Origin of the sequence: Enterococcus sp. DIV0358 (assembly GCF_051713465.1) — a bacterium.
In the GTDB taxonomy this organism is placed as follows: domain Bacteria; phylum Bacillota; class Bacilli; order Lactobacillales; family Enterococcaceae; genus Enterococcus; species Enterococcus faecalis.
This window is the reverse complement of the sequence record NZ_JBIOPX010000001.1, coordinates 1,322,856-1,346,973: the sequence shown is the minus strand read 5'-3', so window position 1 is coordinate 1,346,973 and position 24,118 is coordinate 1,322,856. Positions and strand designations below refer to the sequence as shown.

Annotated in this window: 23 protein-coding genes and 1 other annotated feature; of the genes, 7 read left to right on the top strand and 16 right to left on the bottom strand. The window is 36.9% G+C overall.

Features of this window, described 5'->3' with window-relative positions; genetic code table 11:
- Window positions 1–132: 132 nt before the first annotated feature.
- Both IGK70_RS06645 and IGK70_RS06640 read left to right on the top strand, forming a co-directional pair.
- Window positions 133–2,013: a fructose-1,6-bisphosphatase gene (locus IGK70_RS06645; RefSeq protein ID WP_104855917.1), complete on the top strand. Its 1,881-nt coding sequence runs from the start codon at window positions 133–135 to the stop codon at window positions 2,011–2,013.
- Between the two features lie 154 nt (window positions 2,014–2,167).
- Window positions 2,168–3,055, top strand: coding sequence for a serine hydrolase (locus IGK70_RS06640; protein ID WP_162783037.1), 888 nt, complete (start codon window positions 2,168–2,170; stop codon window positions 3,053–3,055).
- 109 nt (window positions 3,056–3,164) lie between these two features.
- Here IGK70_RS06640 and IGK70_RS06635 read toward each other — a convergent pair whose 3' ends face one another.
- From IGK70_RS06635 to IGK70_RS06580, 12 genes are all read right to left on the bottom strand, one after another.
- A complete protein-coding gene (locus tag IGK70_RS06635) occupies window positions 3,165–4,262 on the bottom strand; it encodes a hypothetical protein (RefSeq protein ID WP_104855915.1) in 1,098 nt (365 codons plus the stop codon).
- Window positions 4,263–4,772 (bottom strand): RNA polymerase sigma factor, encoded by a 510-nt coding sequence (locus IGK70_RS06630; RefSeq protein ID WP_002357670.1) that lies wholly within the window; start codon window positions 4,770–4,772, stop codon window positions 4,263–4,265.
- 137 nt (window positions 4,773–4,909) lie between these two features.
- Complete coding sequence (locus tag IGK70_RS06625; protein ID WP_104855914.1) at window positions 4,910–5,299, bottom strand: hypothetical protein; 390 nt, start codon at window positions 5,297–5,299, stop codon at window positions 4,910–4,912.
- A gap of 72 nt (window positions 5,300–5,371) precedes the next feature.
- Window positions 5,372–6,007 carry a V-type ATP synthase subunit D gene (locus IGK70_RS06620; RefSeq protein WP_025187302.1) on the bottom strand — a complete coding sequence of 212 codons (636 nt, stop codon included), beginning with the start codon at window positions 6,005–6,007 and terminating at the stop codon, window positions 5,372–5,374.
- Window positions 6,008–6,011: 4 nt separating this feature from the next.
- Entirely contained in the window at window positions 6,012–7,388 is a 1,377-nt protein-coding gene (locus IGK70_RS06615; protein ID WP_438775199.1) for a V-type ATP synthase subunit B, read from the bottom strand.
- Window positions 7,381–9,162 (bottom strand): V-type ATP synthase subunit A, encoded by a 1,782-nt coding sequence (locus IGK70_RS06610; RefSeq protein WP_162783011.1) that lies wholly within the window; start codon window positions 9,160–9,162, stop codon window positions 7,381–7,383. The genes IGK70_RS06615 and IGK70_RS06610 overlap by 8 nt, the downstream gene beginning before the upstream one ends.
- 17 nt (window positions 9,163–9,179) lie before the next feature.
- The gene (locus tag IGK70_RS06605; RefSeq protein ID WP_002357676.1) at window positions 9,180–9,491 is read right to left on the bottom strand and encodes a V-type ATP synthase subunit F; all 312 of its coding nucleotides are present in this window, start codon (window positions 9,489–9,491) and stop codon (window positions 9,180–9,182) included.
- Window positions 9,481–10,482, bottom strand: coding sequence for a V-type ATPase subunit (locus tag IGK70_RS06600; protein WP_002366645.1), 1,002 nt, complete (start codon window positions 10,480–10,482; stop codon window positions 9,481–9,483). Before IGK70_RS06600 ends, IGK70_RS06605 begins: the two co-directional genes overlap by 11 nt.
- A gap of 16 nt (window positions 10,483–10,498) precedes the next feature.
- Complete coding sequence (locus IGK70_RS06595) at window positions 10,499–11,080, bottom strand: V-type ATP synthase subunit E (protein ID WP_010817260.1); 582 nt, start codon at window positions 11,078–11,080, stop codon at window positions 10,499–10,501.
- Window positions 11,081–11,096: 16 nt separating this feature from the next.
- On the bottom strand, window positions 11,097–11,570 hold the full coding sequence (locus tag IGK70_RS06590) for a V-type ATP synthase subunit K (RefSeq protein WP_002363905.1): 474 nt from the start codon (window positions 11,568–11,570) through the stop codon (window positions 11,097–11,099).
- A gap of 27 nt (window positions 11,571–11,597) precedes the next feature.
- A complete protein-coding gene (locus IGK70_RS06585) occupies window positions 11,598–13,577 on the bottom strand; it encodes a V-type ATP synthase subunit I (RefSeq protein WP_104855912.1) in 1,980 nt (659 codons plus the stop codon).
- Window positions 13,567–13,890 carry a V-type ATPase subunit F gene (locus tag IGK70_RS06580; RefSeq protein ID WP_002381927.1) on the bottom strand — a complete coding sequence of 108 codons (324 nt, stop codon included), beginning with the start codon at window positions 13,888–13,890 and terminating at the stop codon, window positions 13,567–13,569. The genes IGK70_RS06585 and IGK70_RS06580 overlap by 11 nt, the downstream gene beginning before the upstream one ends.
- 116 nt (window positions 13,891–14,006) lie before the next feature.
- Window positions 14,007–14,054 (bottom strand) — a sequence feature (sodium ion sensor (DUF1646 type); this cis-regulatory element may regulate processes involved in with the transportation of sodium ions).
- Between the two features lie 208 nt (window positions 14,055–14,262).
- Here IGK70_RS06580 and nrdI point away from each other — a divergent pair.
- Window positions 14,263–14,706: a class Ib ribonucleoside-diphosphate reductase assembly flavoprotein NrdI gene (nrdI, locus tag IGK70_RS06575; protein ID WP_104855911.1), complete on the top strand. Its 444-nt coding sequence runs from the start codon at window positions 14,263–14,265 to the stop codon at window positions 14,704–14,706.
- A gap of 58 nt (window positions 14,707–14,764) precedes the next feature.
- Window positions 14,765–14,944, top strand: coding sequence for a hypothetical protein (locus tag IGK70_RS06570; protein ID WP_002357684.1), 180 nt, complete (start codon window positions 14,765–14,767; stop codon window positions 14,942–14,944).
- A 65-nt stretch (window positions 14,945–15,009) separates the two neighbouring features.
- On the opposite strand, the gene IGK70_RS06565 is transcribed toward IGK70_RS06570, so the two are convergent.
- The gene (locus IGK70_RS06565) at window positions 15,010–16,359 is read right to left on the bottom strand and encodes a glucose-6-phosphate isomerase (RefSeq protein ID WP_002357685.1); all 1,350 of its coding nucleotides are present in this window, start codon (window positions 16,357–16,359) and stop codon (window positions 15,010–15,012) included.
- A gap of 181 nt (window positions 16,360–16,540) precedes the next feature.
- The gene (gdhA, locus tag IGK70_RS06560) at window positions 16,541–17,887 is read right to left on the bottom strand and encodes an NADP-specific glutamate dehydrogenase (RefSeq protein ID WP_002360402.1); all 1,347 of its coding nucleotides are present in this window, start codon (window positions 17,885–17,887) and stop codon (window positions 16,541–16,543) included.
- A 137-nt stretch (window positions 17,888–18,024) separates the two neighbouring features.
- Here gdhA and IGK70_RS06555 point away from each other — a divergent pair, with 137 nt between their 5' ends.
- Window positions 18,025–19,311, top strand: a complete 1,287-nt coding sequence (locus IGK70_RS06555; protein WP_220421657.1) for an NAD(P)/FAD-dependent oxidoreductase — start codon at window positions 18,025–18,027, stop codon at window positions 19,309–19,311.
- A gap of 40 nt (window positions 19,312–19,351) precedes the next feature.
- On the opposite strand, the gene abc-f is transcribed toward IGK70_RS06555, so the two are convergent.
- On the bottom strand, window positions 19,352–20,818 hold the full coding sequence (abc-f, locus tag IGK70_RS06550; protein ID WP_174114810.1) for a ribosomal protection-like ABC-F family protein: 1,467 nt from the start codon (window positions 20,816–20,818) through the stop codon (window positions 19,352–19,354).
- A 245-nt stretch (window positions 20,819–21,063) separates the two neighbouring features.
- Between abc-f and IGK70_RS06545 the strand changes: the two genes are divergently transcribed.
- Complete coding sequence (locus IGK70_RS06545) at window positions 21,064–21,570, top strand: hypothetical protein (RefSeq protein WP_162783010.1); 507 nt, start codon at window positions 21,064–21,066, stop codon at window positions 21,568–21,570.
- 25 nt (window positions 21,571–21,595) lie between these two features.
- Here IGK70_RS06545 and IGK70_RS06540 read toward each other — a convergent pair whose 3' ends face one another.
- Window positions 21,596–22,990 carry a 6-phospho-beta-glucosidase gene (locus IGK70_RS06540; RefSeq protein ID WP_438775198.1) on the bottom strand — a complete coding sequence of 465 codons (1,395 nt, stop codon included), beginning with the start codon at window positions 22,988–22,990 and terminating at the stop codon, window positions 21,596–21,598.
- Window positions 22,991–23,131: 141 nt separating this feature from the next.
- Here IGK70_RS06540 and IGK70_RS06535 point away from each other — a divergent pair, with 141 nt between their 5' ends.
- Window positions 23,132–24,118, top strand: coding sequence for a LacI family DNA-binding transcriptional regulator (locus tag IGK70_RS06535; RefSeq protein ID WP_104855430.1), 987 nt, complete (start codon window positions 23,132–23,134; stop codon window positions 24,116–24,118).

The window sequence follows — 24,118 nt, the reverse complement described above, 5'->3', positions numbered from 1 at the left end:
GACTTTCTCCTGTTGATTTTTTTCGCCAAATAGCCTACAATAATTGGCATACGAATAAAAAACCTTTATTATCAAGACTTTAATCTTTTAAATCAAAATTGGTATATACGAAAAAGAAAGAAGGCAGATGACTTGGCTACACTGAACCGCGATCAACAAATTGAAGAAATTATTAATTTGGAAGCAATTTTGAATTTACCGAAAGGAACAGAACATTTTGTCAGTGATTTACATGGTGAATTTGAAGCTTTTGACCATATTTTAAGAAATGGTTCTGGGCGAATCCGAGAAAAAGTTCAATTTTTATTTAAACAAGAATTAAATGCCCATCAGATGGACGAGCTTTGTTTTATTATCTACTATCCAGAAGAAAAATTAACACTTTTAGAAAATGAAAGCGCCCTCTCTTATGAATGGTGGCTATTAACGATTCGCCGTCTGGTTGAAATCGTCCGTTCTTCTTCGATGAAGTACACACGTTCTAAAGTTCGCAAAGCCCTTCCTGAAACCTATGGGTATATTCTCGAAGAATTGATTTATCAATATGATGAAACAACAACCAAAAACGGTTACTATCAACAAATTATTGAAAAAATTATTTTACTAGGTGAAGCCAAACGTTTCGTGACAGAATTAGCTTATCTAATCCAACGTCTGATTATTGATCACCTACATGTTATTGGTGATATCTATGATCGGGGGCCAGCACCAGATAAAATTATGGACCGATTAATGTCCTATCACTCCTTGGATATTCAACTAGGCAATCACGATATGATTTGGCTGGCTGCTTATAGTGGTTCACTGGCTTGTTTAGCCAATGTAGTACGTATTTGTGCTCGCTATGGAAATTTAGATTTGTTAGAAGAACGTTATGCTATCGATTTAACCGCCTTAAAAAAATTTAGTTTAGAAACGTATAAAGAAAATCCTGCTTTTGCACCCAAGAAAAATCCCTATCGTGCGTTAACTGAAGATGAAAAACAAGTAGCGATGCGTGTGCAACAAGCCATTGCCATTATTCAAGAAAAACTAGAAGGGCAAATTATTGGTCGACGCCCTGATTTTAACTTGGCACATCGGCTACGCTTAGATAAGATTCAAGGGGAAACTATTACTTTTGACGAATGTCGTTATACATTAATTAACAGCTGTTTTCAAACCGTTTCTGAAGAGCAGCCTTACCAATTAACACGTGAGGAAAAACAGATAATTGATGACTTATTAACGCAATTTCAGTCTTCGCCGCGGTTAACAAAACACATGCGCTTTCTAATGGAAAAAGCTTCTCTTTACCTTGTGTATAATCAAAATTTATTGATCCATGGCTGTCTGCCTCTGAATGCGGACGGTACTTTTCAAGCTTATACATTTAAAGGCCACTCCTATTCAGGAAAAGCTTTAGTTGACTTCTTTCAGAAAATGTTAGAAGAAGCTTACGCTCAGCCTGCTATTAAAGATGACTATGCGACAGATTGTTTATGGTATCTTTGGTGCGGCGAAGGCTCCTCATTATTTGGCAAACGAGCTATGAAAACCTTTGAGCGTTATTTTCTCGCTGAAAAAGAAACACACCATGAAGAAAAAAATCCTTACTACTCTTTGCGTGATACGGTTGAAGTTTGTGAAAGAATCCTAGATGAATTTGAAGTGACTGGTGAAAATCGACATATCATTAATGGCCATACACCAGTTAAACGAACAAAAGGCGAATCGCCAATCAAAGCAAATGGCACGCTTCTCGTAATTGACGGCGGCTTTTCAAAATCTTATCAGACAATTACTGGAATTGCTGGTTATACATTGTTGTACAACTCGTTTGGGTTACAACTGACCGCGCATAAATCTTTTTCTAGTAAAGAAACAGCCATTTTAAATAATCAAGACATTCATTCCATCAAACAAGTCATCGATCGCCCCTTACAGCGGCTATTGGTGAAAGATACCACTATCGGCAAAGAGCTATTAAAGCAATCGCAAGCACTCCAAAAACAAATGAAACAAAACCAGTAGTGCCGTTAAAAAGACGCTTGCGCTCTTATCCGAAAAATGATTAAATGGAGGAGTTGAGAAAAATATCTATTAGAGAAACGGAAAGGGTTTTACATTGAAGAAACAGCAACTCTCACTATACGGCATCATTTTCTTTCTTTGCTTTTTCCTAATTGTGGGCTTCTTCTTCTCAAGTCGTGGCGAAGATTATGCCAAAGAATCTGAACAAAAAGTTACAATTGATTCCGCCAAACATGAGAAGCATACGAAAGACAAGGAAGAAAATAATTCAGTAAATACAGTATTTTTTGATAAAATAAATGACCTGCTCGTCGCTTCTGTCAAAGAATTTGAAGGAACGGTCGGGATTAGTTATTTAGATTTGGAAACTGGCGAACAGCGTTCTGTGAATGGCCAACATGAATTTTATACAGCTAGTACTATTAAAGTGCCGCTGACGATGCTAGTCGCCGACACGGTTGCTTCTGGTCAAAAAAAATGGACAGACCTGATTCCCTACAACGCCGAAGAAGATTATGAAGAAGGAACTGGGATCATTGCCTATAATATCCAACCAGAATATCCATTAAAAACGTTACAAGAATATGCCATCACCTATTCTGATAATATCGCTAAAAATATGCTCTATGATACATTGGGTGGTGATGAAAAAGCAAAACGAGAAATGTATCAGCGTTATTTGCACAAGTCACCTTCGATTGAAGAACCACAATTTTCTTCGGAAGATGCGCTAGTTATTCTACAAAGATTATATACTGAAAAAGCAACAAAACCAGATTACCAAGCGATTTATGATTCTATGAAACAAAGTGTTTTCCATGAAAGAATGGAAACTCCCACAACTCAAGGAAAAGTTGCTCATAAAATTGGTTCCTATGATGAATTTATTCATGATATGGGGATTTTAGAAACACCTCACCCCTTTGCTTTAGCAATTTTTACTAAAGGACCTGATAATGCTAAGAGTGCTGCGTTTATTGCTTCAGTGACAGATAAGTTATGGCAATTACAGGTGTCTGAATATCCTAATGATAACCATTGATAATGAAAATAAAAGCATCTTTTTTTAATGACAACGCTCAATAAAAAAGATGCTTTTTTAGTAGTTATATTAATTAAAATATTTGTATTTTCCATAACCTTTTTAGCAATTATTTCTGAGTATTTTTTAACTCCAACGAACCTAATTCTTTTCCTGCTACATCATCTTCATAAGAATTTCTAACGATTACTTTATATAATGACTTATGATCCAAACTACTTAAGTCAAAAGAAATGTTAATTGTAGCATCTTCCCCTTTATTAAAGCCACTACCAATTTGACGTGCAATAGGTATCTCAAGACCGTTTTTATAAACTGAAATTAGAATCTCACGACTTTTTTTATTTTTTTCTGGATTTGGAATATCCATAATCAGCGTAGTTTGAAGTGCATCACTTTGGGCCTTAATATTTTTAATTTTTTTCACGTTTTTAATACTAGGTTTCGTTTCTTTCATAATGGGTTGGTAAGGAATTTTAAACGTCCAATCGCCTTGATACTCTAATGCATTCTCAACACTAAAAGATCGGCTACTTGCTTTGATTGCTTCTTTTAATTCATTATCATGCTGTTCTTGATCTTCCCAAGCTAATCGGTAGATATGGAGCGTTAATTGATCTTGACTAACAAGTTTTTGCTTATTGAAAGTTGAAATCACTGAACCATAAAAAACATCCTTCTCGATTCTATATAACGATGTTGAACTTACACCCCCAAATAAATCTTCTTTGCTTCCTTCTCTAAATAACCCTAGTTGAATATCTTGAGAATAATTATTTCTAGCGATTTTTTTCTGTAACAACTCTTTTAATTTTTGATCTTTAATCTTAAATTGATAATCAAACGCCATTTTATTTTTTGTCGATACAAATTTTGTTAATACGATTTCTCGCTCATTTTGTACACTCCGCAATTCTAGTTTTGTTGGAACACCAGAAGATTCTACTGTTTGAACACCTGTATCTTGACTAATCCCCAATACCTCTTCTATGGCACGTCCAATGGGTGTTTTTACTATCAAAGTAAAAGTCGTAGCAATACTAATTAGCCCTATAATTAAATGTTTACGCGATATTTTTTTCTTTGGCTGTCTGTATTGTTTTATTTCTCCCATTAATATCTTAGTTCTTTGTGTGTTTAAACGTTCCACTGTTTCTAAAGGCATCTTTTTTTCATATTTTAATATATCACTTCGTTTTCTATCCATTTACCATGTCTCCTTTAAATATATCCTTAATTTTTTTCGACCACGAGAAAGGCGAATTTTGATGGTATTTGTTGAAACATCAAGTTGCTGAGCGATTTCTTTTATACTAAAGCCAACATAATAGTACATAACTAGCGGAACGCGATAATTATCAGGTAATTTATGTAATCCTTTATCCAAATCATATAAATCATCAAAAGCAGGAACAGGAGAATAAGTATCCATCCAGTGAGTTGTTTTCTGCTTTTCTCTAAAAATATTTTGAACTTGGTTTAACATTATTTTAAAAATCCATGAATTAAACGCATGTTCATTTTTTAATGTTGTTATTTTTTCCCATGCACATAGTTCAGTTTCTTGTAAACAATCAGCAACGTCGACTTCGTTTAATAGCATTTTATATGCAGCATTGTATAAAACTGTTTCATATTTTTGACAAAGGTGAACAAATGCTTGCCCATCTCCTTTTTTTGCTTTCTGAACTAATTTTTTTGTTGAAATTTTATCCATAAAACACCTCTTTTCATTTAACTAACTATTAGACGTTAAGTATCTGTAAAAGGTTTCATATTTTTATAAAAAAATATCTGGGACAAAAGTCATTTTGACTACTGTCCCAGATACTAAAATCCACAATGAGTAGCTGGCTACTTTACAGACAACAACTTCGTAAAACGTTCTGCCAACATTTGGTGGCCATCAATTTTTTTGGTTCCTTGTGCTTTTGCTGCAAAACTAGCAAAGTTTAAGCCAGCCCCAAATAGTTGTAATGCACCGTTGCCTAAATCTCCCTTTTTAAGGGCTTCAAGCCCATCTTCGATAAACTGGTTACTTTCATCTAAATGACACTCAGGAAGATATTTCACGCCGTGATGATAACGTTTTATATTCAGAATGATTTGCTTCGCGGCTTCTTCTGAAATAGCTGCTCCCAAGTTTAACAGTAGCTCATTAATTGGTTCCACCAAGCGAGCATAGTCACTTTCGTATTTTTGACAATTCAGTGCAATCGCTTTGCGGCGTTCTTTATTTTTCATTTTTTCCACTCCTTTTTATTAAAAACGAGTACGAAAGCTACCAACTGGCTTCGTACTCGTTCTTTCTAACCACTAATTTTCTTTGTTCATGCTTTTAATTTTAATTAGACGTGTAATTTCGCCACGTTCATTTTCTTCTAATTTCATTTGAATGTAGTAAATTGTTTCTTCTAATTGTGGAATCGTCATGTACTCTAAGGCGTTGACACGACGACGCGTTTTTTCAATTTCTTTTGATAATAATTGGCACGTCTTTTCAACATTTGCAAGTGCTAATAATTTCGGTAAAATGCTTGAAATTTTAGCAAAAGCTTGATCAAGCTCGCTGTTTGAATTCACGTAGCCATAGTCTAAGGGGGCTTCTTGAACCGATTCATCGTAATCAAAAATCATTTTAGGAACTGGCACACTTAAGATGTTCTGTTCAATAATTTCTAATTCAACTTTTTCGGCTGGAATTGCCACTAACTCTTCAATAAAGGCTTCGTTCAACGTTGCGTTTGCCAATACAAAATTTGATAACGCCTCCGTCACTTCTTGTTCAACCTGAATACGTAACTCATTGTTTTCTTTGACTAGCGCAATAAACCGTCGCATCAATTCATCTTGTTTGTCTTTCAGCAACTTATGACCTCTCGTGGCCGTAGTTAACTGTTTTTTCAATCGGGAAAGTTCCATACGGGTTGGATTAACATTTAATCGAGCCATTTTTCTACTTCCCTTCAGTTAAGTATTGATCGAGCATATCCTCTTTAATTCGTTTTAGTTCTGTTCTCGGTAGCATACTTAATAGTTCCCACCCAAGATCTAACGTTTCTTCAATCGAACGGTTTGTATCGAATCCTTGATTGACATATTCTTCTTCAAAACGTTGGGCAAAAGCTGCGTAAATTTTATCGACATCGGAAAGAGCTGATTCTCCTAGAATGACAGCTAATTCTTTGGCTTGTTTCCCTTGTGCATAGGCTGAGAACAATTGATTCATCGTTGCTGCGTGATCCCCGCGCGTTTTGCCTTCGCCAGTTCCTTTGTCTTTAAGACGGGAAAGTGATGGCAAGACATCAATTGGTGGCTGGATACCGCTCTTATATAGTTCCCGGGACAAGATAATTTGCCCTTCTGTAATATAACCAGTTAAATCGGGAATTGGATGTGTTTTATCCTCCTCTGGCATTGTTAAAATAGGAATCTGTGTTACGGAACCTTTTGAGCCACGAATTCGTCCTGCCCGTTCATACAACGTTGCTAAGTTCGTGTAAAGATAACCTGGGTAACCCCGACGTCCTGGAACTTCACGGCGTGCTGCTGAAATTTCTCGCAACGCTTCGCAATAATTGGTCATATCCGTCATGATAACTAAGACATGCATGCCCTTTTCATAAGCTAAATATTCAGCAGCTGTCAAAGCCATTCTAGGTGTTGCAATCCGTTCAATGGCTGGATCATTCGCTAAGTTCATAAACAAGACTGAACGATCAATTGCGCCTGTTTGACGGAAATCTTCCATAAAATATTTCGCTTCTTCAAAGGTAATCCCAATGGCCGCAAAAACTACGGCAAATTCTTCTTCACTATTTAACACGTTGGCTTGTCTGGCAATTTGTGCTGCTAATTCTTTATGAGGTAAGCCAGATGCTGAAAAAACAGGTAATTTTTGACCACGAACTAAGGTATTTAAATGGTCAATCGCTGAAATCCCTGTTTGGATGAACTCATCGGGATAATCACGAGCAACTGGATTGATAACTTCGCCGTTAATATCTAATTTTTTCTCAGGTAATAATTCTGGTCCATTATCTTTTAAGCGACCTAAGCCGTCAAAAACGCGCCCCATCATATCTGGCGAAACCCCTAATTCTAAAGGATGTCCCAGAAAGCGAACTTTTGAATCACGAATATTGATGTTACTCGTTCCTTCAAAAATTTGGACCATCGCTTTATCTCCATTGATTTCTAAAACTTGCCCTTGGCGAATTTCGCCATTTTGCATGCGTACTTCAATTAATTCTTCGTACTTTACGCCTGCCACTTTTTCAACAATCATCAGAGGACCAACGACTTCATTGATTGTGCGATATTCTTTAATCATTCGTCATTCCTCCTTCAGCAATGATTTCTTTTATCGTTGTTTTAATTTCTGCTTGTAAACGATCCAATTTTTCTAATTCTTCTTCTGGTAAATACTTGCTACGAGCAATCCGATCACGGATTTCAACTGTTCCCGCCATTAACTCAGAGAAATAAGTGCCTAAACTTAAGGCTTTTTGACCTTCTTCACCAAAAGTTAGAATCAATTGCAACATTTTCGCTTGTTTGGTTCGAGAAGTGAACGTATCCACGTCATCAAAAGCATTTTGTTGCAAATAGTCTTCCCGTAATGATTTGGCTGTTTCCAACGTTAAACGGTCTTTATCCGACAAGGAATCAATCCCAACCAAACGAACAATTTCTTCCAGTTGAGATTCCTCTTGTAAAATCCGCATCCCTTCAGCTACCATAGCGGCCCAGTTTCCTTGCAATTCCAAGTCTAAATATTGCCCTACTTCTGTGGAGTAAAGAGAATAACTTTGCAACCAGTTAATAGAAGGAAAATGACGTTTTTGTGCTAATTGAGAATCTAAGCCCCAGAATACTTTAACAACGCGTAACGTATTTTGGGTGACAGGTTCTGATATGTCCCCACCAGATGGCGAAACCGCACTAATCGCTGTAATGCTTCCTTCACGATGATCTTTTCCTAACGCGATGACTTGTCCTGCTCGTTCATAATATTCAGCTAAACGGCTACCTAAATAGGCTGGATAGCCTTCATCACCAGGCATTTCTTCTAACCGGCCACTCATTTCTCGTAACGCTTCTGCCCAACGAGAAGTAGAATCTGCCATAATTGCGACTGAGTAACCCATATCACGGAAATATTCTGCAATGGTAATCCCTGTATAAATCGAGGCTTCCCGTGCCGCTACCGGCATATTTGACGTATTCGCAATTAAAATCGTCCGATTCATCAAAGACTCACCAGTTGTTGGATCAATTAATTCTGGAAATTCATTTAAAACATCTGTCATTTCATTCCCGCGTTCCCCACAACCAACGTAAACGACTAAGTCGACATCGGCCCACTTAGCAATTTGGTGCTGAACGACTGTTTTTCCAGCGCCAAATGGTCCTGGGACTGCTGCCGCTCCGCCTTTCGTAATAGGGAAAAAGGTATCAATTACGCGTTGTCCGGTCACCATCGGTACTTTGGGACTTAGTTTTTCTAAAATGGGACGTCCCCGCCGAACGGGCCATTTTTGCATCATGCTAAAACTTTTTGTTCCTTTAGCCGTTTCCACTGAGTAAACTGTTTCATCAATGGCAAAGTCACCTGCTTTAATTTCGTCAATCGTTCCTGAAACGCCGAAAGGCACCATAATTTTATGTTGAATAATCGGTGTTTCTTGAACCACACCGACGATGTCACCTGCCGACACTTCTTCACCAACTGCCACAGTCGGTTCAAACGTCCATTTTTTCTCACGATCTAACGCATCAATTTTAACGCCACGACCTAAAAAGTTACTGTGGGTTACTTCTTGAAATGTATCCAATGGTCGTTGAATACCATCAAACATTTCGGCAATTAAACCTGGGGCTAATTCAACAGATAATGGTTCTCCTGTTGAAATAACTGGTTCTCCTGGTCCAATGCCTGTTGTTTCTTCATATACTTGAATCGAAGCGACGTCGCCTCGCATTTCAATAATCTCTCCGATAACGCCTAAATCTCCTACATGACAAATGTCTTGGATACTAGCATCTGACATGTTTTCAGCTAAAATCAAAGGACCTGAAACTTTGACAATTTTTCCAATTTGCACGCTCATTCTCCTTTGCATTATAAAATATTTTGTCCAATTGCTTTTTCAACATTTTTTTCAATCTCACTTAAACCGATTCCGATTGTACCATTATGACTTGGGATTAAAATAATCGCTGGTGTCACTTGTTCTTTGTATCGTTCAATCGTTTCTTCTGCTAAAGTAGAGGCTTCTTCCGTTATGAAAATGACCCCAAACTTATTTTTCGCCATAGTTTCAATGGCTTCTCTAACTTGCATTTCTGAAATGGCATGATGGACCTCAAAGCCAAACAGTTTAAATGGTAAGATTGAATTTTTGTCTCCAATGACACCAATTTTATACCCCATTGACTTTTCGCATCCTTTCTCGAATTTTTTCATTTGAAAACCCACTATGTTTTCCGACCAAAATTAAACGTAGATTTTTCCATTCAACCTCTTTCGCATTCAAAAAGGCTAGTAATGGGAGCGGCCCAAAAGCAACCGTTCGACCGTTTTCATACATTGAGGTCAGGTAATCATCTTTGAGTTTTTCAAAAGCCAATAAATTTAATTCATTGGTTTCTTTATTGATAATCTTTTCTAATAGTTGTCCGTAATTCGTTGTTCTGACAAATGCTGTAAATTCTACAAGTGACTTTTCCGCATAGGTCAACAGTTCTTTCTTTGAGATACTGCCAGCGCTAGAAAGCACGGTTGATAAAAAGTTACTGTTTTGATGTTGAACAATCCCTCTAGCCATCGTTGATAGATTGGTTAAATCAATAAAAGCGATGACTTCCTTCGTTAACTCTTCATAGCCCAATTCATCCGCTAATTTTCGCTGTTGCTGTAAAAATGCTCGATCATAAAGGATATCAATTGCTTGTGGCAAACCGCCTTCTTCCAGATAGGCAAAAACATCACGGATCACTTCTAATAATGCTGGCTCAAGTTCGGAAGAGTTTTTTGTATGAATGGCACTTTTGACTGTGTTTAGAGAATAACGACCATCCTCTAAATAAAGATAATCAAAATCTTTACCTGTTTGCTCAGCTTTCGTCAAAATTTTCAAGTTATGGAAGGTAAAACGCATCGTATACAACGTTACTACAGCTGGTTCTGGAGCCATTTCATATAACCAGCGATAAAGATTTCCCAGCGCTTCAGAAGAATGGTAGTCAAATTTTTCTTCAAAAGTTTCGGTTAAATAAGGTTGATAAACCGTACTTTTTAACATATTTTTAACGTCTTCAACTGTTTCCGCTTCTAAAAGTTGTTGAAACTGTTGCTCAGAAAGCAGCTCCGTTTCTTTTAAACGAATCAGCGGATTAATTTGATGATACGTTGGTTTTCTCATGCTACGTCCTCCCTTCTTAACTGAAAAGTTTTTCTGCTACTTTAAAGCCTTCTGTTTTTTGAATCTCTTCAACTAATGCTGAAAAGAGAAAATTATAATCCAAACCGTCTTTTGCAACGATAAAGCCACTTTCTTTTGGAACAACTTCCTCTGAAAGCTCCCATTGAACAGTAGCATCAGAAAGAGCGGTCAGCCATTCTTGCGTCACTTTCGTTTGAGAATACTCGCCTAAAAGAATGGTTGCTTTTCCTGTTAATTCAAGTGAGCCTAATTGTGCTTTCATAAATTGTTGAAATTCTTCCGCTGACCATTCATTCATCTTTAAGACCACTTCGTCAAATAATTGGTTAAGATATGCTTGTTTTTTATTTAATGCATCCTGACGAATTTCTAGTGTTTGCCGTTGTTGGCGTTGTTTAAATTCTTTTAATAATTGTTGTTGTCGTTTTTCTATTTCATGTTCTTGCTTCAGCAAAATTTCTTGTTGTGCTGCTTGGAATTCTTGATCGATGCGCGTTTGTTCACTGGTGACATAGGCTTCGACTTCTTGCTTTCCTTGCTGCTTAATTTCACTGATGATTTTTTCAATGGCATCCATCCATCTGCCTCCTCAATTATTTGACGTTCAATACAAGTAAGAAGGAAATTACGAACCCTAAGATGGCATAAGTTTCAACCATGGCAGCATAGATAATTCCTTTTGTTGCATGTTCTGGTTTCTTCGCTAAAATTTGGATCCCCGCAGCGGCTACACGACCTTGGGCAATCCCAGAGAACAATCCTGCAAAAGCAATTGGTAAAGCTGCTACAAAATAGTTCAATCCTTGAACCATACTCATATCGTTTCCTAAGTTAATATAAATTAAGAAAGCAATAACGAAACCGTATAGTCCTTGTGTACCTGGTAATAACTGTAAAATCAACGCTTGACCAAATTTTTCTGGCTGCTCCGTCGTTAAAGCTGCTGCTGCTTCCCCAGTAAAGCCAACCCCTTTGGCTGATCCAATCCCAGCAAAAATTGTCGCCATCGCCATTCCTAATACTGCAAAAACAATTCCACCATTATTATTAATTAAGTAATCCATCATCTCTATTTTCCTCCAATAAATAATTTTCTATTTTTTCTCAACATTGACATACTTTTCTTTTGTTTTTAGCGGATTAAACGCCCGGCCACCGCCTGTGTAAAATTTTCCAAAGAACTCAACATATTGCAAACGTGCGCCATGAACATACGCACCTAATAACGATAAGAATATGTTTAACGCATGTAAAACAATTAACAGCAAGATGCCCACGCTAAAACGGGCAACTGGCGGCATGAACTCAACGAGCATATTAAACGCTGAAGCAATACTTCCCCCAGCAATTCCTAACGCCATCAAACGTGTATAACTAACTAAATCACCGACATAACCTGTCACACCGTATAGTCCATACAGTCCTTTGGCTAAGCCTTTTAATTTGGCCTTCGATTGAATCATTGGAATCACAATAATTGCAATGGCAGAAAGGCTTGCTAAAATCGCACCTGCTGTAAATAAGCCTTCATTTTTAACCACTAATTTACCAACGACTAACAATGCTAAACCAAACAAAATCCCTAACCAAGCGTAACTTTCGTTAATACTATCTAAATAGCGCTTTTGTTTTGATAACTGAATCCCATTAATCATTAAACCGACAACCAATTGGATAAACCCAAAAATAACCGATAAAATAAGAATCGTATTTACATCTTCGGTCGTTGATAAAATCGGAAATGGTGATTTGATTCCAAACATTGTTGGCGGTAATGCTGCACCGAAAAACGAACCGTAAATGAAGCCCCAAATAATTGTTGGAAATGATAAAATCAAGAAAAAGTCGGCAAAACGTTTCATGCCTCTCGGTAACACAAATGCTTTCAAAGCAATAATAGACAAGAGTAGCATCAGTAAGCCATAGCCAATATCCGCTACCATCATGCCAAAAAAGACTAGATAAAACGGCATCATCGCAGGTGTCGGATCAACTTCTTCATATTTTGGTAAGCTATACATCTCTGTTAACATTTCAAACGGCTGCACCAATTTATTATTCGCTAGTTTAACTGGTATATCCGTCTCAATTTCCGCCTTCGTAGGATTTTCAAAAGTAAGAGCTATTTCGTCCTTAGGAACTTTTTCTTCAATCGCTGTCAAAATATCGGCTTTTTCTTCGACTGGAATCCACGTTTGCAAGATGAAAAATGATGAAGCATTTAACAAATGTTGACGTGCTTGTTCTCTTTGGATAACCGCCAATAAGACTTCTTCAGCCAAGCAAAACGTTTCATAGAAGTCATGATAAGAAGCAAGTTGTTGCTTTAAGGCTTTTTCTTCTTTTTGTAAAATTTCATATCGTTCTTTGACTTGTTGATATGCCTCTTTAGGCGGAACATCATAACGGTATTGGAGTGGTTCAAAACTATATTGGTTTAATAACTCGGTTACACTCTGCTGATGTTCCTTCAGGTAAACGAGTGTAAAGTAACTATGATGCATACTTTGATAAATTTCTTCAAAATAAACCGTTGGCCATTGAGACAAAGCGCTCAAGAAACTGGCTTTATTGGCTAGATTTATCGAACCATGAACGACATAACTACTTTTTAACTGCTGTTTGTGTGGTAGAACATCCAGATATTGCCAGCGGCCTAATAATTCTTCTTCTGCTTCTAATCCTTGACGATCCGTTTGAATTTGTTTCAAAGATTCTTGAATATTCTTTAATTCCGTCAAATAGCTTTGTAATGTTTCTTCATCAAAGGTTTGTTCCAACTCTTCTAAGGTATAGACTTTTCTTTTTATCTTTAACCCTTTTCCTGAAGAGCGTGTCAAAAATAAAAGAAGCTCTTGCAATTGTTGTAGCATCGTTTCATATTTACGTAGCTGTTCAGTTGACTGTTCTGCTTGTAAAAAAGAATATTGACTCTTTAAGGCTTGTTCTTCTTCAGGCGAATGAAAAATCCGTTTTACTTCGACAATTTGCAGGCCTTGAATGGCTTGTAGAATTGCTGCTTCTTTTTCGGCAGCGGCAATTATTGTCATTTTTTCCATTTTACTAACTGCCATAAACGTCTTTCACCCTCTCAATAATTGAATCAATGACTTGTTCTTTGTTCGCTTCGTAACGTTCGTGAAGCGCTTGTTCAGTGCGCTTTGTTTCATCTAAAAGTTGTTCTTTTTCAAGTTGTAACATCTTTTCTTGCGTTGCTAGTGAATCCGTCAGCACTTTTTCAACAGCTTCTTCACTCTCTTGACGTAGTTCAGCTAAACGTTCTTGCTTCTGTTCTTCATATAAACGACAATTCATCTTAGCTTGTTGCCGATGCTCTTCCACCGCATCTTCCGCTGCCTTGATTTGCTCTAGTACTTCTTGTACCATTGTCTCCACCTCCTTAGTTTTTACACCTTTAGCATATAAGAAAAAGGACTAGCGAAATAGAGATACGCTCAGCCCTTTTGTTTTAGGTATGCAAAAAGGCGCAAACTCAAAAATTGTTCTTCTCACCCCTTGAAGAACTGAATCCTTGAAGCTTTCGCCCAACCATTCTTTATTCAATACTCTACCATCTTAGCAAAGTTTTTCGCAAAATTCAATACTTACCCAAATGAATTAAAATAACAAATTTTCACTTTTATAATAGGTAATAAAAAGGCATTATTTTTTTCGCTTTATAATTATTAATCTTGAATTTTTTTCACATAGATGTGCTATACTTACGTAAACAATTAAATTTATTTGGAGGGATCTCTGATGAATATACGATATATTTCAATCTCTGGTAATACACGCTCATTTGTTCAACGTTTAACAACTTATGCTGAAGAGCAACATCAGCACAACGAAAAAAATCCTACGATTACTTTCAAAGAAATTTCGGAAAATTCTCCGTTAGAAGTAGAAACAGAACCATTTTTTACCTTTGTGCCTACCTATTTAGATGGTGGCGATGGCATCAACAACGGCAATACCGAAATTTTAACAGAAGTCATGCGAGAATATCTTGCTTTTGAAAATAATTATCGTTATTGCTCTGGCGTGGTGGGCAGCGGCAATAAAAACTTTAACCACCAATACTGCCTGACAGCTAAAAAGTATGCGGAACAATTTAACTTCCCCTTCTTAGCTGACTATGAATTAAGAGGTACCCAAGCGGATATTGAACGAATTTATGCTACTTTAAAGGAAAACCAATAAGCAAGTTTCATTACTAAAAAGCTCACCTATGATAGACTACATTTTGAGGTGAAGAAAAATGAGAAATACATGGTTAGCAGAACAACTTCAGTCAATCAGCGAAGAACCCAATTCTTTTATTATCGAGGAAACCATCAAATATATTGAACAATTAGAAGATGATAATGAAAGTCTTCAAGTTGCATTGGAAGGAACTATTTGGAGTCCTAAAAAATGGAACGAACCATTGGAAAAATAATTTAAACAGAAGAAAAGAGCCAGAAACGTAAGTGTTTCTGGCTCTTTTCTTCTGTTATTTACAAATTATAGACGTGCATTCAAATCTTTTGCTAATTCTTCAAAACCTGGTTTACCTAATAAAGCGAACATGTTGCGTTTGTAAGCTTCAACACCTGGTTGGTCAAATGGATTAACCCCATTTAAGTAACCTGAGATGCCCACCGCAATTTCGAAGAAGTACATAACATAACCTAATGAATAAGCATCCATTGTTGGCACTTTAACGATCATGTTTGGCACACCACCATCTGTGTGAGCAAGCAACGTACCTTCGAACGCTTTTGTATTGACGAAGTCGATTTCTTTTCCTTGTAAATAGCCTAGGCCATCTAGATCTTCATTTTGTTCTGGAATTGAAATGCTATGGCGTGGATTTTCAATTTTAACCACTGTTTCAAATAAGTTACGCATACCTTCTTGAACATATTGACCCATAGAATGTAAGTCAGTTGAAAAGTCTGCGGCTGCTGGGAAAATACCTTTGCCATCTTTTCCTTCTGATTCACCATATAATTGTTTCCACCATTCAGAGAAATAGTGCATACCAGGCTCATAGTTAATTAACATTTCAGTTGTTTTGCCTTTACGATATAAAATGTTACGTAACGCAGCATATTGATAGGCTTGGTTTTCTTTTAAATCGCTCGTTGCGCCGTATTCTTTACGGGCATCATTTGCACCTTCCATTAAACGATCAATATCTGCACCGCTAACAGCGATTGGTAAAAGACCTACTGGCGTTAAAACAGTGAAACGGCCGCCCACATCATCAGGAATCACAAATGTTTCCCAACCTTCCGCATCGGCTTCAACTTTTACTGCTCCTTTAGCACGGTCAGTTGTCGCATAAATACGTTTATTGGCTTCTTCTTTGCCATATTTATTAATTAATAACTCTTTAAAGACGCGGAAAGCAATCGCTGGTTCTGTTGTCGTTCCAGATTTTGAAATAACGTTGACGGAAAAATCACGATCACCAATCACATTGATTAAATCAGCTAAATAAGTTGAGCTGATGCTATTTCCAGCAAAGAAGATTTGTGGCGCTTTCCGTTCTTCTTTTGATAATAGATTATTAAATGAATGTGTCAAAAATTCAATTGCTGCACGGGCACCTAAATATGAACCCCCGATACCAATGACTACTAATACCTCAGAGTCAGATTGAATTTTTGCTGCTGCTTTTTTAATACGCGCGAATTCTTCTTTGTCATAGTTTTCTGGTAAATCAATCCAGCCAGTAAAATCATTACCAGCTCCTGTACCTTCACGTAATGCTTTGTCCACTGCAGTGACTTGTGTTTGCATGTATTCCAATTCATGGTCAGCAACAAATGGTGCTAATTTGGAATAATCTAATTGAATGTGTGACATTCCTTTTCCTCCTCGAAAGTAAACTTACTACATGTATACTTTACGTGTTTTTAGACATTTTTTCAAGCAAATTCTTTTGGATAGACCAATTGTTTAATTTTAACTATTTAATTAGAGATATTTATTCTCTTAATCAAACAAATCAATAAAAAATGCTAGGAAATCCTAGCATTTTTTGTTATTAAACGAGTCCTTGACTTAGCATTGCTGCCGCTACTTTTTCAAAGCCAGCAATATTCGCACCTAAAACAAAGTTATCTCGTGCCTGATATTCGTTAGCTGTATCACGACAAGTCTCATAAATGTTTTGCATAATTTGATCTAGCATACCGTCAACTTTTTCAAAGGACCAAGCTAAACGTTCAGCATTTTGGCTCATCTCTAATGCAGAAACCGCAACACCACCTGCATTAGCGGCTTTGCCTGGACAATAAATTACAGCTGATTTAGCAAAAACGGCGACTGCTTCTAGTGTACAAGGCATATTTGCGCCTTCTGCCACGACTTTCACACCGTTTTTCACTAAAATAGCGGCTTGCTTTTCGTTGATTTCATTTTGTGTTGCACATGGTAACGCAATGTCATACGCTGTTTCGAAATCCCAAACAGATTCTTTGTCATAATAAGTTGCGCCTTTACGTGTTTCAACATATTTTGAAATGCGTTCACGATTTTTTTCTTTTAGTTCTTTTACTAACGCCACATCAATTCCTTCTGGATCATAAACAAAACCAGACGAATCGGAACATGTGATTACTGTGGCGCCTAGCTCAGTTGCTTTTTCCATGGCATAAATTGCGACATTCCCACTACCAGAAACAGCGACTTTTTTGCCTTCAAACGTATCGTTTTTATCTGCTAATAAATGTTTAACAAAATAAACCGTTCCATAACCCGTCGCTTCTGTTCTTGCTTGGCTTCCCCAGTATCCTAAAGGTTTTCCAGTCAACACTCCTGCATCATAGTTGCGCAAGCGTTTATACATGCCAAACAAATAACCAATTTCACGAGCGCCTACGCCAATATCGCCTGCTGGAACATCTGTACTTGGACCAATATGTTTTTGAAGTTCGGTCATGAAACTTTGACAAAAACGCATCACTTCAGCATCTGACTTGCCTTTTGGATCAAAATCACTACCGCCTTTGCCGCCACCGATTGGCAAACCAGTTAAACTATTTTTAAAAATTTGTTCAAAGGCCAAAAACTTCATCACACTTAAATTCACACTTGGATGAAACCGCAAACCACCTTTGTATGGTCCAATCGCTGAATTATATTGGACACGATAGCCTCTGTTCACATGCCAGTTGCCCTGGTCATCTTGCCACGGCACACGAAATTGAAAAATACGTTCAGGTTCAATCAAGACACCTAAAACATTTGCTTCAATGTATTGAGGATTTTTTTCTAAAAAACCTTCTACGGTTGGTAAAAACTCATCGACTGCTTGTAAATATTCTGTTTGACCTTGGTCTAATTGGTGAATCTTTTCTTGAATATTTTTAACATATTGTTTTGCGTCCATTTAATCATCCTCTCATTGTTATAGGTTTATTTTAACTGAAAATTCAAAAATTACCATAGTCAAACGTTTATTTTTTCCTTAAATCCAGAAAAAATCCCGTAATTATGGTACACTACCTATTGAATTGGAGGAGAACTATGAAGAAATTTGATGTAATTATTGTCGGTGCTGGGACGAGTGGTATGATGGCCACGATTGCGGCCGCAGAAGCTGGTGCTCAAGTATTATTGATTGAAAAAAATCGCCGTGTTGGGAAAAAATTATTAATGACTGGTGGCGGCCGCTGTAATGTAACCAATAATCGGCCCGCAGAAGAAATCATTTCATTTATTCCTGGGAATGGAAAATTTTTGTACAGCGCATTTTCACAATTTGATAACTATGATATCATGAACTTTTTTGAATCCAATGGTGTTCACTTAAAAGAAGAAGATCACGGACGCATGTTCCCTGTTACAGATAAATCGAAGTCAATTGTTGATGCGCTATTTAACCGTATTAACGAATTAGGAGTCACTGTTTTTACAAAAACACAGGTCACAAAATTACTACGAAAAGACGATCAAATAATTGGCGTTGAAACCGAACTGGAAAAAATTTATGCACCGTGTGTTGTATTAACAACTGGCGGCCGCACTTATCCTTCCACAGGAGCAACTGGTGATGGCTATAAACTAGCCAAAAAAATGGGGCATACCATCAGCCCACTCTACCCTACCGAATCGCCTATTATTTCTGAAGAACCTTTTATCCTTGATAAAACGTTGCAAGGTCTCTCTTTACAAGATGTTAATTTAACTGTTTTGAACCAAAAAGGAAAACCTTTAGTTAATCATCAAATGGATATGCTGTTTACACATTTTGGCATTTCAGGACCTGCCGCGCTCCGCTGTTCTAGTTTTATTAACCAAGAATTAACTCGCAACGGCAATCAACCTGTCACGGTAGCCTTGGATGTGTTTCCGACAAAATCTTTTGAAGAAGTGCTGAAAAATGTTGATTACATGATTGAGGAACAGCCAAATAAAGTGGCAAAAAATGCCTTTCATTCTTTAATACCAGAACGGCTGCTCACTTTTTATCTAGAGAAACTAGCAATTGAAGAAGTGCCTGCCAAACAACTGACAGAAAAGCAACGTCTTTCCTTTGTGGAACTACTGAAAGACTTTCAGTTCACTGTTACGAAAACATTGCCTTTGGAAAAATCTTTTGTCACAGGCGGTGGGATTTCCCTCAAAGAAGTGACCCCTAAAACAATGGAGAGCAAATTAGTCAATGGTTTATTTTTTGCTGGTGAACTTTTAGATATTAATGGCTATACTGGAGGCTACAATGTTACAGCTGCATTTGTCACTGGACATGTTGCTGGCTCCCATGCCGCAGAAATTGCAGAATACACCTATTTACCAATTGAAGAAGTCTAAATAAAAAGTCGCTAAAATAGCGACTTTTTGTTTACTTTTTTTATTTATCAATAATTTTCCCGTTTTCTAAATAAATAGTGCGGGTGGCTACTTTTTCCACAAACGTTTCATCATGCGAGGTAAAAATTACTGTTCCTTGATAGGCACTTATAAATTCTTCAAGTGCTTGGATTGTCTCTAAATCAAGAAAATTGGTGGGTTCATCCAATAAGATAATATTATTTGGTTCTATAAACAGTTGCGCCAAAGTAATTTTTATGGCTTCGCCACCACTTAGAGAAGATATCTTTGTCTGTAAATTTTCTTGTTGAAAACCTAGCCGATATAAAAGTGAACGCACAATCTTTTCAGAATAATTTGTCCGCTTCAATAAATAAGTCAACAGTGGTTCATCATTTTTTAATCGATAATCTAATTGATGATACGTTCCTAACCGGACTTTGGGAGAAAAGTAAATGGCCGGGTGACGAGCTTCAATTTGTTGAAGGAAGGTACTCTTCCCAGCACCATTTTTTCCACAAAGTGCTATTTTTTCGTTTAAAGGAATTTGAACGTTCACTTGGTTAAGAATTGTTCGATTCTCATAAGCGAAAGTTAAATTTTCAATTCTAATTGGATATGGATTGTATAAAGAGAACTGATTATTAGTAGGAAAAATAATTTTTCGCTCTTGTTTTGCTTGCGCAACATCGGGTAATTTGTCAATTCTGGCATTAATCGCTTTCGCTTGTTTTTGGAGTGTTTTTTGTACGGTATCTTTTTGTTTAGAACCAGCTAAACGACTAGGTTTAATTTGCTTTTGTTTTTGTTTTTTTGAAACATGACTAGATTTTTGCGCTTGTGCTTGTTTCTTTGCGTAAGATTCCTGTAATTTTTTCTTTTCCTTTTGATATTGATGATAGACATTATATTGTGTTTGCTGTTCCAATTCTTTTTGACGACAATACGCATCGTAGTTTCCTAAATATTCTTTGACATGTCCATCCGAAACTTCCCAAATTTTCTCTGCTAATTGATTCAAGAAAAAGCGATCATGACTAACAAACAAAACGGTCCCATAATAATACGTTAAATCTGCCACTAACAACTGACGATGTTCTTTATCTAAATGTGTGGTTGGTTCATCTAAAATAACCCCGGTTGGATACTCTGAAAATAATGTTGCTAAGCGTTTTTGGACTTTTTCGCCACCACTTAGTTTTTGATTTTTCTGATTTAGCAAACAGTTTTTGTCAGCTTTCTCTGATTCATTCGTTATTTCTTCAGCTACTTGTGCCAAGTAATGAAAGTCGTTCAATCTTTGAACTTTTCCTTTGTCTGATTGAATCTTACCCATAATTAAATTGAGCAGTGTTGATTTTCCTGCGCCGTTTTTACCAATAATCCCAATTTTTTCATTTTCATATACAAATAATTCATCAATTTCTAGAATTGGTTTTCCCGAAAAGTGAATACTTACTTCTTTCAGATGAATACTTAATTTTTTCATTTTGCCCTCTTCTTTCATTTCTGAAACGAAAGAATCTTGGGTACGCAAAAAAGGACAGCCTAATCGCTATCCTTGTAGTTTCGTATAAAAGTACACACGCCACCCATGAATTTTAATTTCAGACTTTTTGATAAGATTTATTCAATTTATTTTGTCAAAAAGTCAATCCAAATTCTGATAGATGCCAACATACAATTATACCTCCTCGTTTAATTACTCCCACATTAACACCTCTGCTTTCTTTTGTCAATTCTGACCCTAAAATGAGAGAATCGGACTTTAGTAGGATACAATTTTACCCAAACTATGGCAAAATAAAGACGGAGGTGAAAACCATGAAGATTACATTGACACGAAAAACATCAGCTTGGGGCGCGTTACGCTATTTTACATTTTATAAAAATGGTGTGCATCAAGGGAAACTTTTTACTAATGTACCTATTGAAATTGAGGCTGATCATGGGGATGTTTTAACGTTCTATGAAGGCTGGTTCCAGTTTTATCGGCGCATTGAAGTTACTGAAGATACCAAAGAAATCACGATTATCAATTCTAAAAAATTGCAACATGTTTTTTATACCTGTGTCGTCTTATTTTTAATTTTAACGCTATTATTCCTTTCCGCACAGAAACTTTCGACATTTATTATTGCTGAAATTTTAATTTACTCTGGTATTCAGTGGCTGTTCCGCCAACAAACCTATCATTTTACTGTCAAGAAAAAAACGGAATCCTTTGCTTCCTATTCTAAAAAAAATATCGCACACTAAACGAATCTTTAGCGTGCGATATTTTTTAATTACTTTTCATTAATTTGGCCACATATGTGACTGTTTCTGGTTGTGTTTCTTCAATTTTATTAATCGCATCTGCAAAATTCGGTAAATGCGCTTTGTGGGCAATTAATAATTCGTCCAACAAGGTCTTCGCCATGACGCCGCCAGGAACTAATGGATTAATAGTGAAAGCATGCAATGCTGCGCCGTAATCACCATTGATGGCTGCTCGAATAACCGTTTCTTCCATAGCTTTCATATTTTGAATAATTCCTCGTGCTGCTGGCGGAAAGGCCCCCCAGTTGTAAGGTTCATGGCCATGTGCTGTCACAGGACCAGACACTTCTACAACACAATCATACGGTAAATCAGTAATTGTCCCATTGTTTTCAGTAGAAACAACCATATCCGTTCGTTTATCATTATAAATTGATGCAATCATTTCACAAGCTGCATCGCTATAGTGTGTGCCGCCCCGTTCTTCTAATTCTTTTGGTTTGTAATCTAGTTTGGGATCTTTATACAATTCAAACAGACGACCTTCCGTTTCTTTAACCACTTGTGCTCTTGTTTCGCCCCGTTCATACTCTTCGATGGAATGCTTCAACATCTCATCTTCAATATAATAATAGCGATGATAACCACATGGTAACATTCCTAAATCTTTTAACTGTTCATAATGGAACGGCGCATCAAAAATATTTTTCAAATGACTTTCTTGCTCTTGCTTAGGTCCGTAAATTAAATCAATGAGTTCTTGTGTTCGCTCTTGTCCTTCTTTGTCCCAAACGCGGTGCCAATGGAAATGATTAATTCCAGCAAATTTAAAGAATAAGTCTTCTTCTGGAATTCCCAGCATTTCGGCCGCTTGTTTTCTATGACCAATCGGCACATTACATAAGCCAACTGTTTTTTTCCAACCGCCATGTTTAATTGCAGCTTCCGTAACCATTCCAGCTGGATTAGTAAAATTCACTAACCAAGCATCTGGGCAAAGGCGTTTCATATCGTCAATAATAGATAAAATGACAGGAATTGTTCGAAATGCTTTAAACATTCCTCCCGCGCCATTTGTTTCTTGGCCTAATACTCCATGAGACAAAGGAATCCGTTCATCTTTAATGCGAGCATCTAATAATCCTACACGAAACTGTGTTGAAACAAAATCCGCCCCTTTTAAGGCTGCTTCACGGTCCAAGGTTAAATGAACTTCCCAATCTAAACCAGCAGCTTTAATCATGCGCTTCGCCATCGCACCAACGATTTCCAATTTTTCTTTACCAGCTTCAATATCGACTAACCAAATTTCCTTAATTGGCAGTTCATCTTTTCTTTTAATGTATCCTTCAATTAATTCAGGTGTATAACTAGAACCGCCACCAATTGTTGCAATTTTTAATGCTCCTCTTGTCATCCGTCTTCTTCCTCCTTGATTAAATTGTTATCGTTTACATATTTAGGATAAATTATGGGAATGTTCCCATGTCAAGCACTATTTTCAAAAAAATGTATGCTATACTTCTTATAAGAATACATTCCACTTTGGAGGTAAAAAATGACGTCTATCATTGATGTAGCAAAAGTTGCCGGTGTCTCGAAATCGACTGTTTCTCGCTTAATTTCTGGAAAAGGATATGTGAGTGCCGATAGTCAAGAAAAAATTCTCAAAGCAATGAAAGAATTAAATTATACCCCGAATTATGTGGCGCGGAATTTACGAGCAGGTGCCACAAAAACCATTGGCTTTTTAGCCCCTAGCTATTTAGGTTCCTTAGGCATTTTCTTGAATCGCTTTATTTCAATTGCCAAAAAATACAATTATTCCGTAACCTTATTTTTTACAGATGGCGATCAGCAGAAAGAAATTGATGCCTTGAACCAATTAAAATACAAACAATTAGATGGCTTGTTTTTATTGACACGAACAAATGAATGGTCGGTGATTGAGCCATACAGCGCGTATGGCCCTTTAGCAACCTGGCATCGTATCGATTCACCCAATATATATTCTTCCTACATTGATCATTACTCTGGTTATTATCGTTCCTTAGAATATTTACAACAACAAGGATACCAAAAAATTGGTCATGTCCTCGGTAATCCCGAAAATTTAAACACGCACGCACGAAAACGTGCAATGAAAGATTTTTATGAAAACACTCAGGCACCTTGGCAAGCTGAGTGGCTGATTAATGATCAGTATACTAACCATTCTGGTCGCAAAATTGCCCATTACTGGCAACAATTAACCGACAAGCCAGAAGCTTTGGCCTTTTATAATGATCACGTAGCAGCTGAGTTTATTTCAGAACTTGAAAATCTAAATTATGCCGTTCCTCGCGATGTCGCTGTCATTGGCTTTGATAATAGTTATGTCAGTGAGTTGATGCATATTACGACTGTTGATTATGCCATTCAGTATCAAGCTGAAAACTCATTTATTTACCTATACAACCAATTAAATCAGACGAACATTCCTGAAAAAAAATTAACCGTTCGTCTAGTTGAACGACGAACGGTGCCTAAAAGACTTGAGTATTAA

Bases quoted from the DNA above. Each gene is read 5' to 3' on its own strand.
- IGK70_RS06635 (WP_104855915.1), bottom strand. From the start codon at position 4,262: ATGGATAGAAAACGAAGTGATATATTAAAATATGAAAAAAAGATGCCT.
- IGK70_RS06630 (WP_002357670.1), bottom strand. From the start codon at position 4,772: ATGGATAAAATTTCAACAAAAAAATTAGTTCAGAAAGCAAAAAAAGGA.
- IGK70_RS06625 (WP_104855914.1), bottom strand. From the start codon at position 5,299: ATGAAAAATAAAGAACGCCGCAAAGCGATTGCACTGAATTGTCAAAAA.
- IGK70_RS06620 (WP_025187302.1), bottom strand. From the start codon at position 6,007: ATGGCTCGATTAAATGTTAATCCAACCCGTATGGAACTTTCCCGATTG.
- IGK70_RS06615 (WP_438775199.1), bottom strand. From the start codon at position 7,388: ATGATTAAAGAATATCGCACAATCAATGAAGTCGTTGGTCCTCTGATG.
- IGK70_RS06605 (WP_002357676.1), bottom strand. From the start codon at position 9,491: ATGGGGTATAAAATTGGTGTCATTGGAGACAAAAATTCAATCTTACCA.
- IGK70_RS06600 (WP_002366645.1), bottom strand. From the start codon at position 10,482: ATGAGAAAACCAACGTATCATCAAATTAATCCGCTGATTCGTTTAAAA.
- IGK70_RS06595 (WP_010817260.1), bottom strand. From the start codon at position 11,080: ATGGATGCCATTGAAAAAATCATCAGTGAAATTAAGCAGCAAGGAAAG.
- IGK70_RS06590 (WP_002363905.1), bottom strand. From the start codon at position 11,570: ATGATGGATTACTTAATTAATAATAATGGTGGAATTGTTTTTGCAGTA.
- IGK70_RS06585 (WP_104855912.1), bottom strand. From the start codon at position 13,577: ATGGCAGTTAGTAAAATGGAAAAAATGACAATAATTGCCGCTGCCGAA.
- IGK70_RS06580 (WP_002381927.1), bottom strand. From the start codon at position 13,890: ATGGTACAAGAAGTACTAGAGCAAATCAAGGCAGCGGAAGATGCGGTG.
- nrdI (WP_104855911.1), top strand. From the start codon at position 14,263: ATGAATATACGATATATTTCAATCTCTGGTAATACACGCTCATTTGTT.
- IGK70_RS06570 (WP_002357684.1), top strand. From the start codon at position 14,765: ATGAGAAATACATGGTTAGCAGAACAACTTCAGTCAATCAGCGAAGAA.
- IGK70_RS06565 (WP_002357685.1), bottom strand. From the start codon at position 16,359: ATGTCACACATTCAATTAGATTATTCCAAATTAGCACCATTTGTTGCT.
- gdhA (WP_002360402.1), bottom strand. From the start codon at position 17,887: ATGGACGCAAAACAATATGTTAAAAATATTCAAGAAAAGATTCACCAA.
- IGK70_RS06555 (WP_220421657.1), top strand. From the start codon at position 18,025: ATGAAGAAATTTGATGTAATTATTGTCGGTGCTGGGACGAGTGGTATG.
- abc-f (WP_174114810.1), bottom strand. From the start codon at position 20,818: ATGAAAGAAGAGGGCAAAATGAAAAAATTAAGTATTCATCTGAAAGAA.
- IGK70_RS06545 (WP_162783010.1), top strand. From the start codon at position 21,064: ATGAGAGAATCGGACTTTAGTAGGATACAATTTTACCCAAACTATGGC.
- IGK70_RS06540 (WP_438775198.1), bottom strand. From the start codon at position 22,990: ATGACAAGAGGAGCATTAAAAATTGCAACAATTGGTGGCGGTTCTAGT.
- IGK70_RS06535 (WP_104855430.1), top strand. From the start codon at position 23,132: ATGACGTCTATCATTGATGTAGCAAAAGTTGCCGGTGTCTCGAAATCG.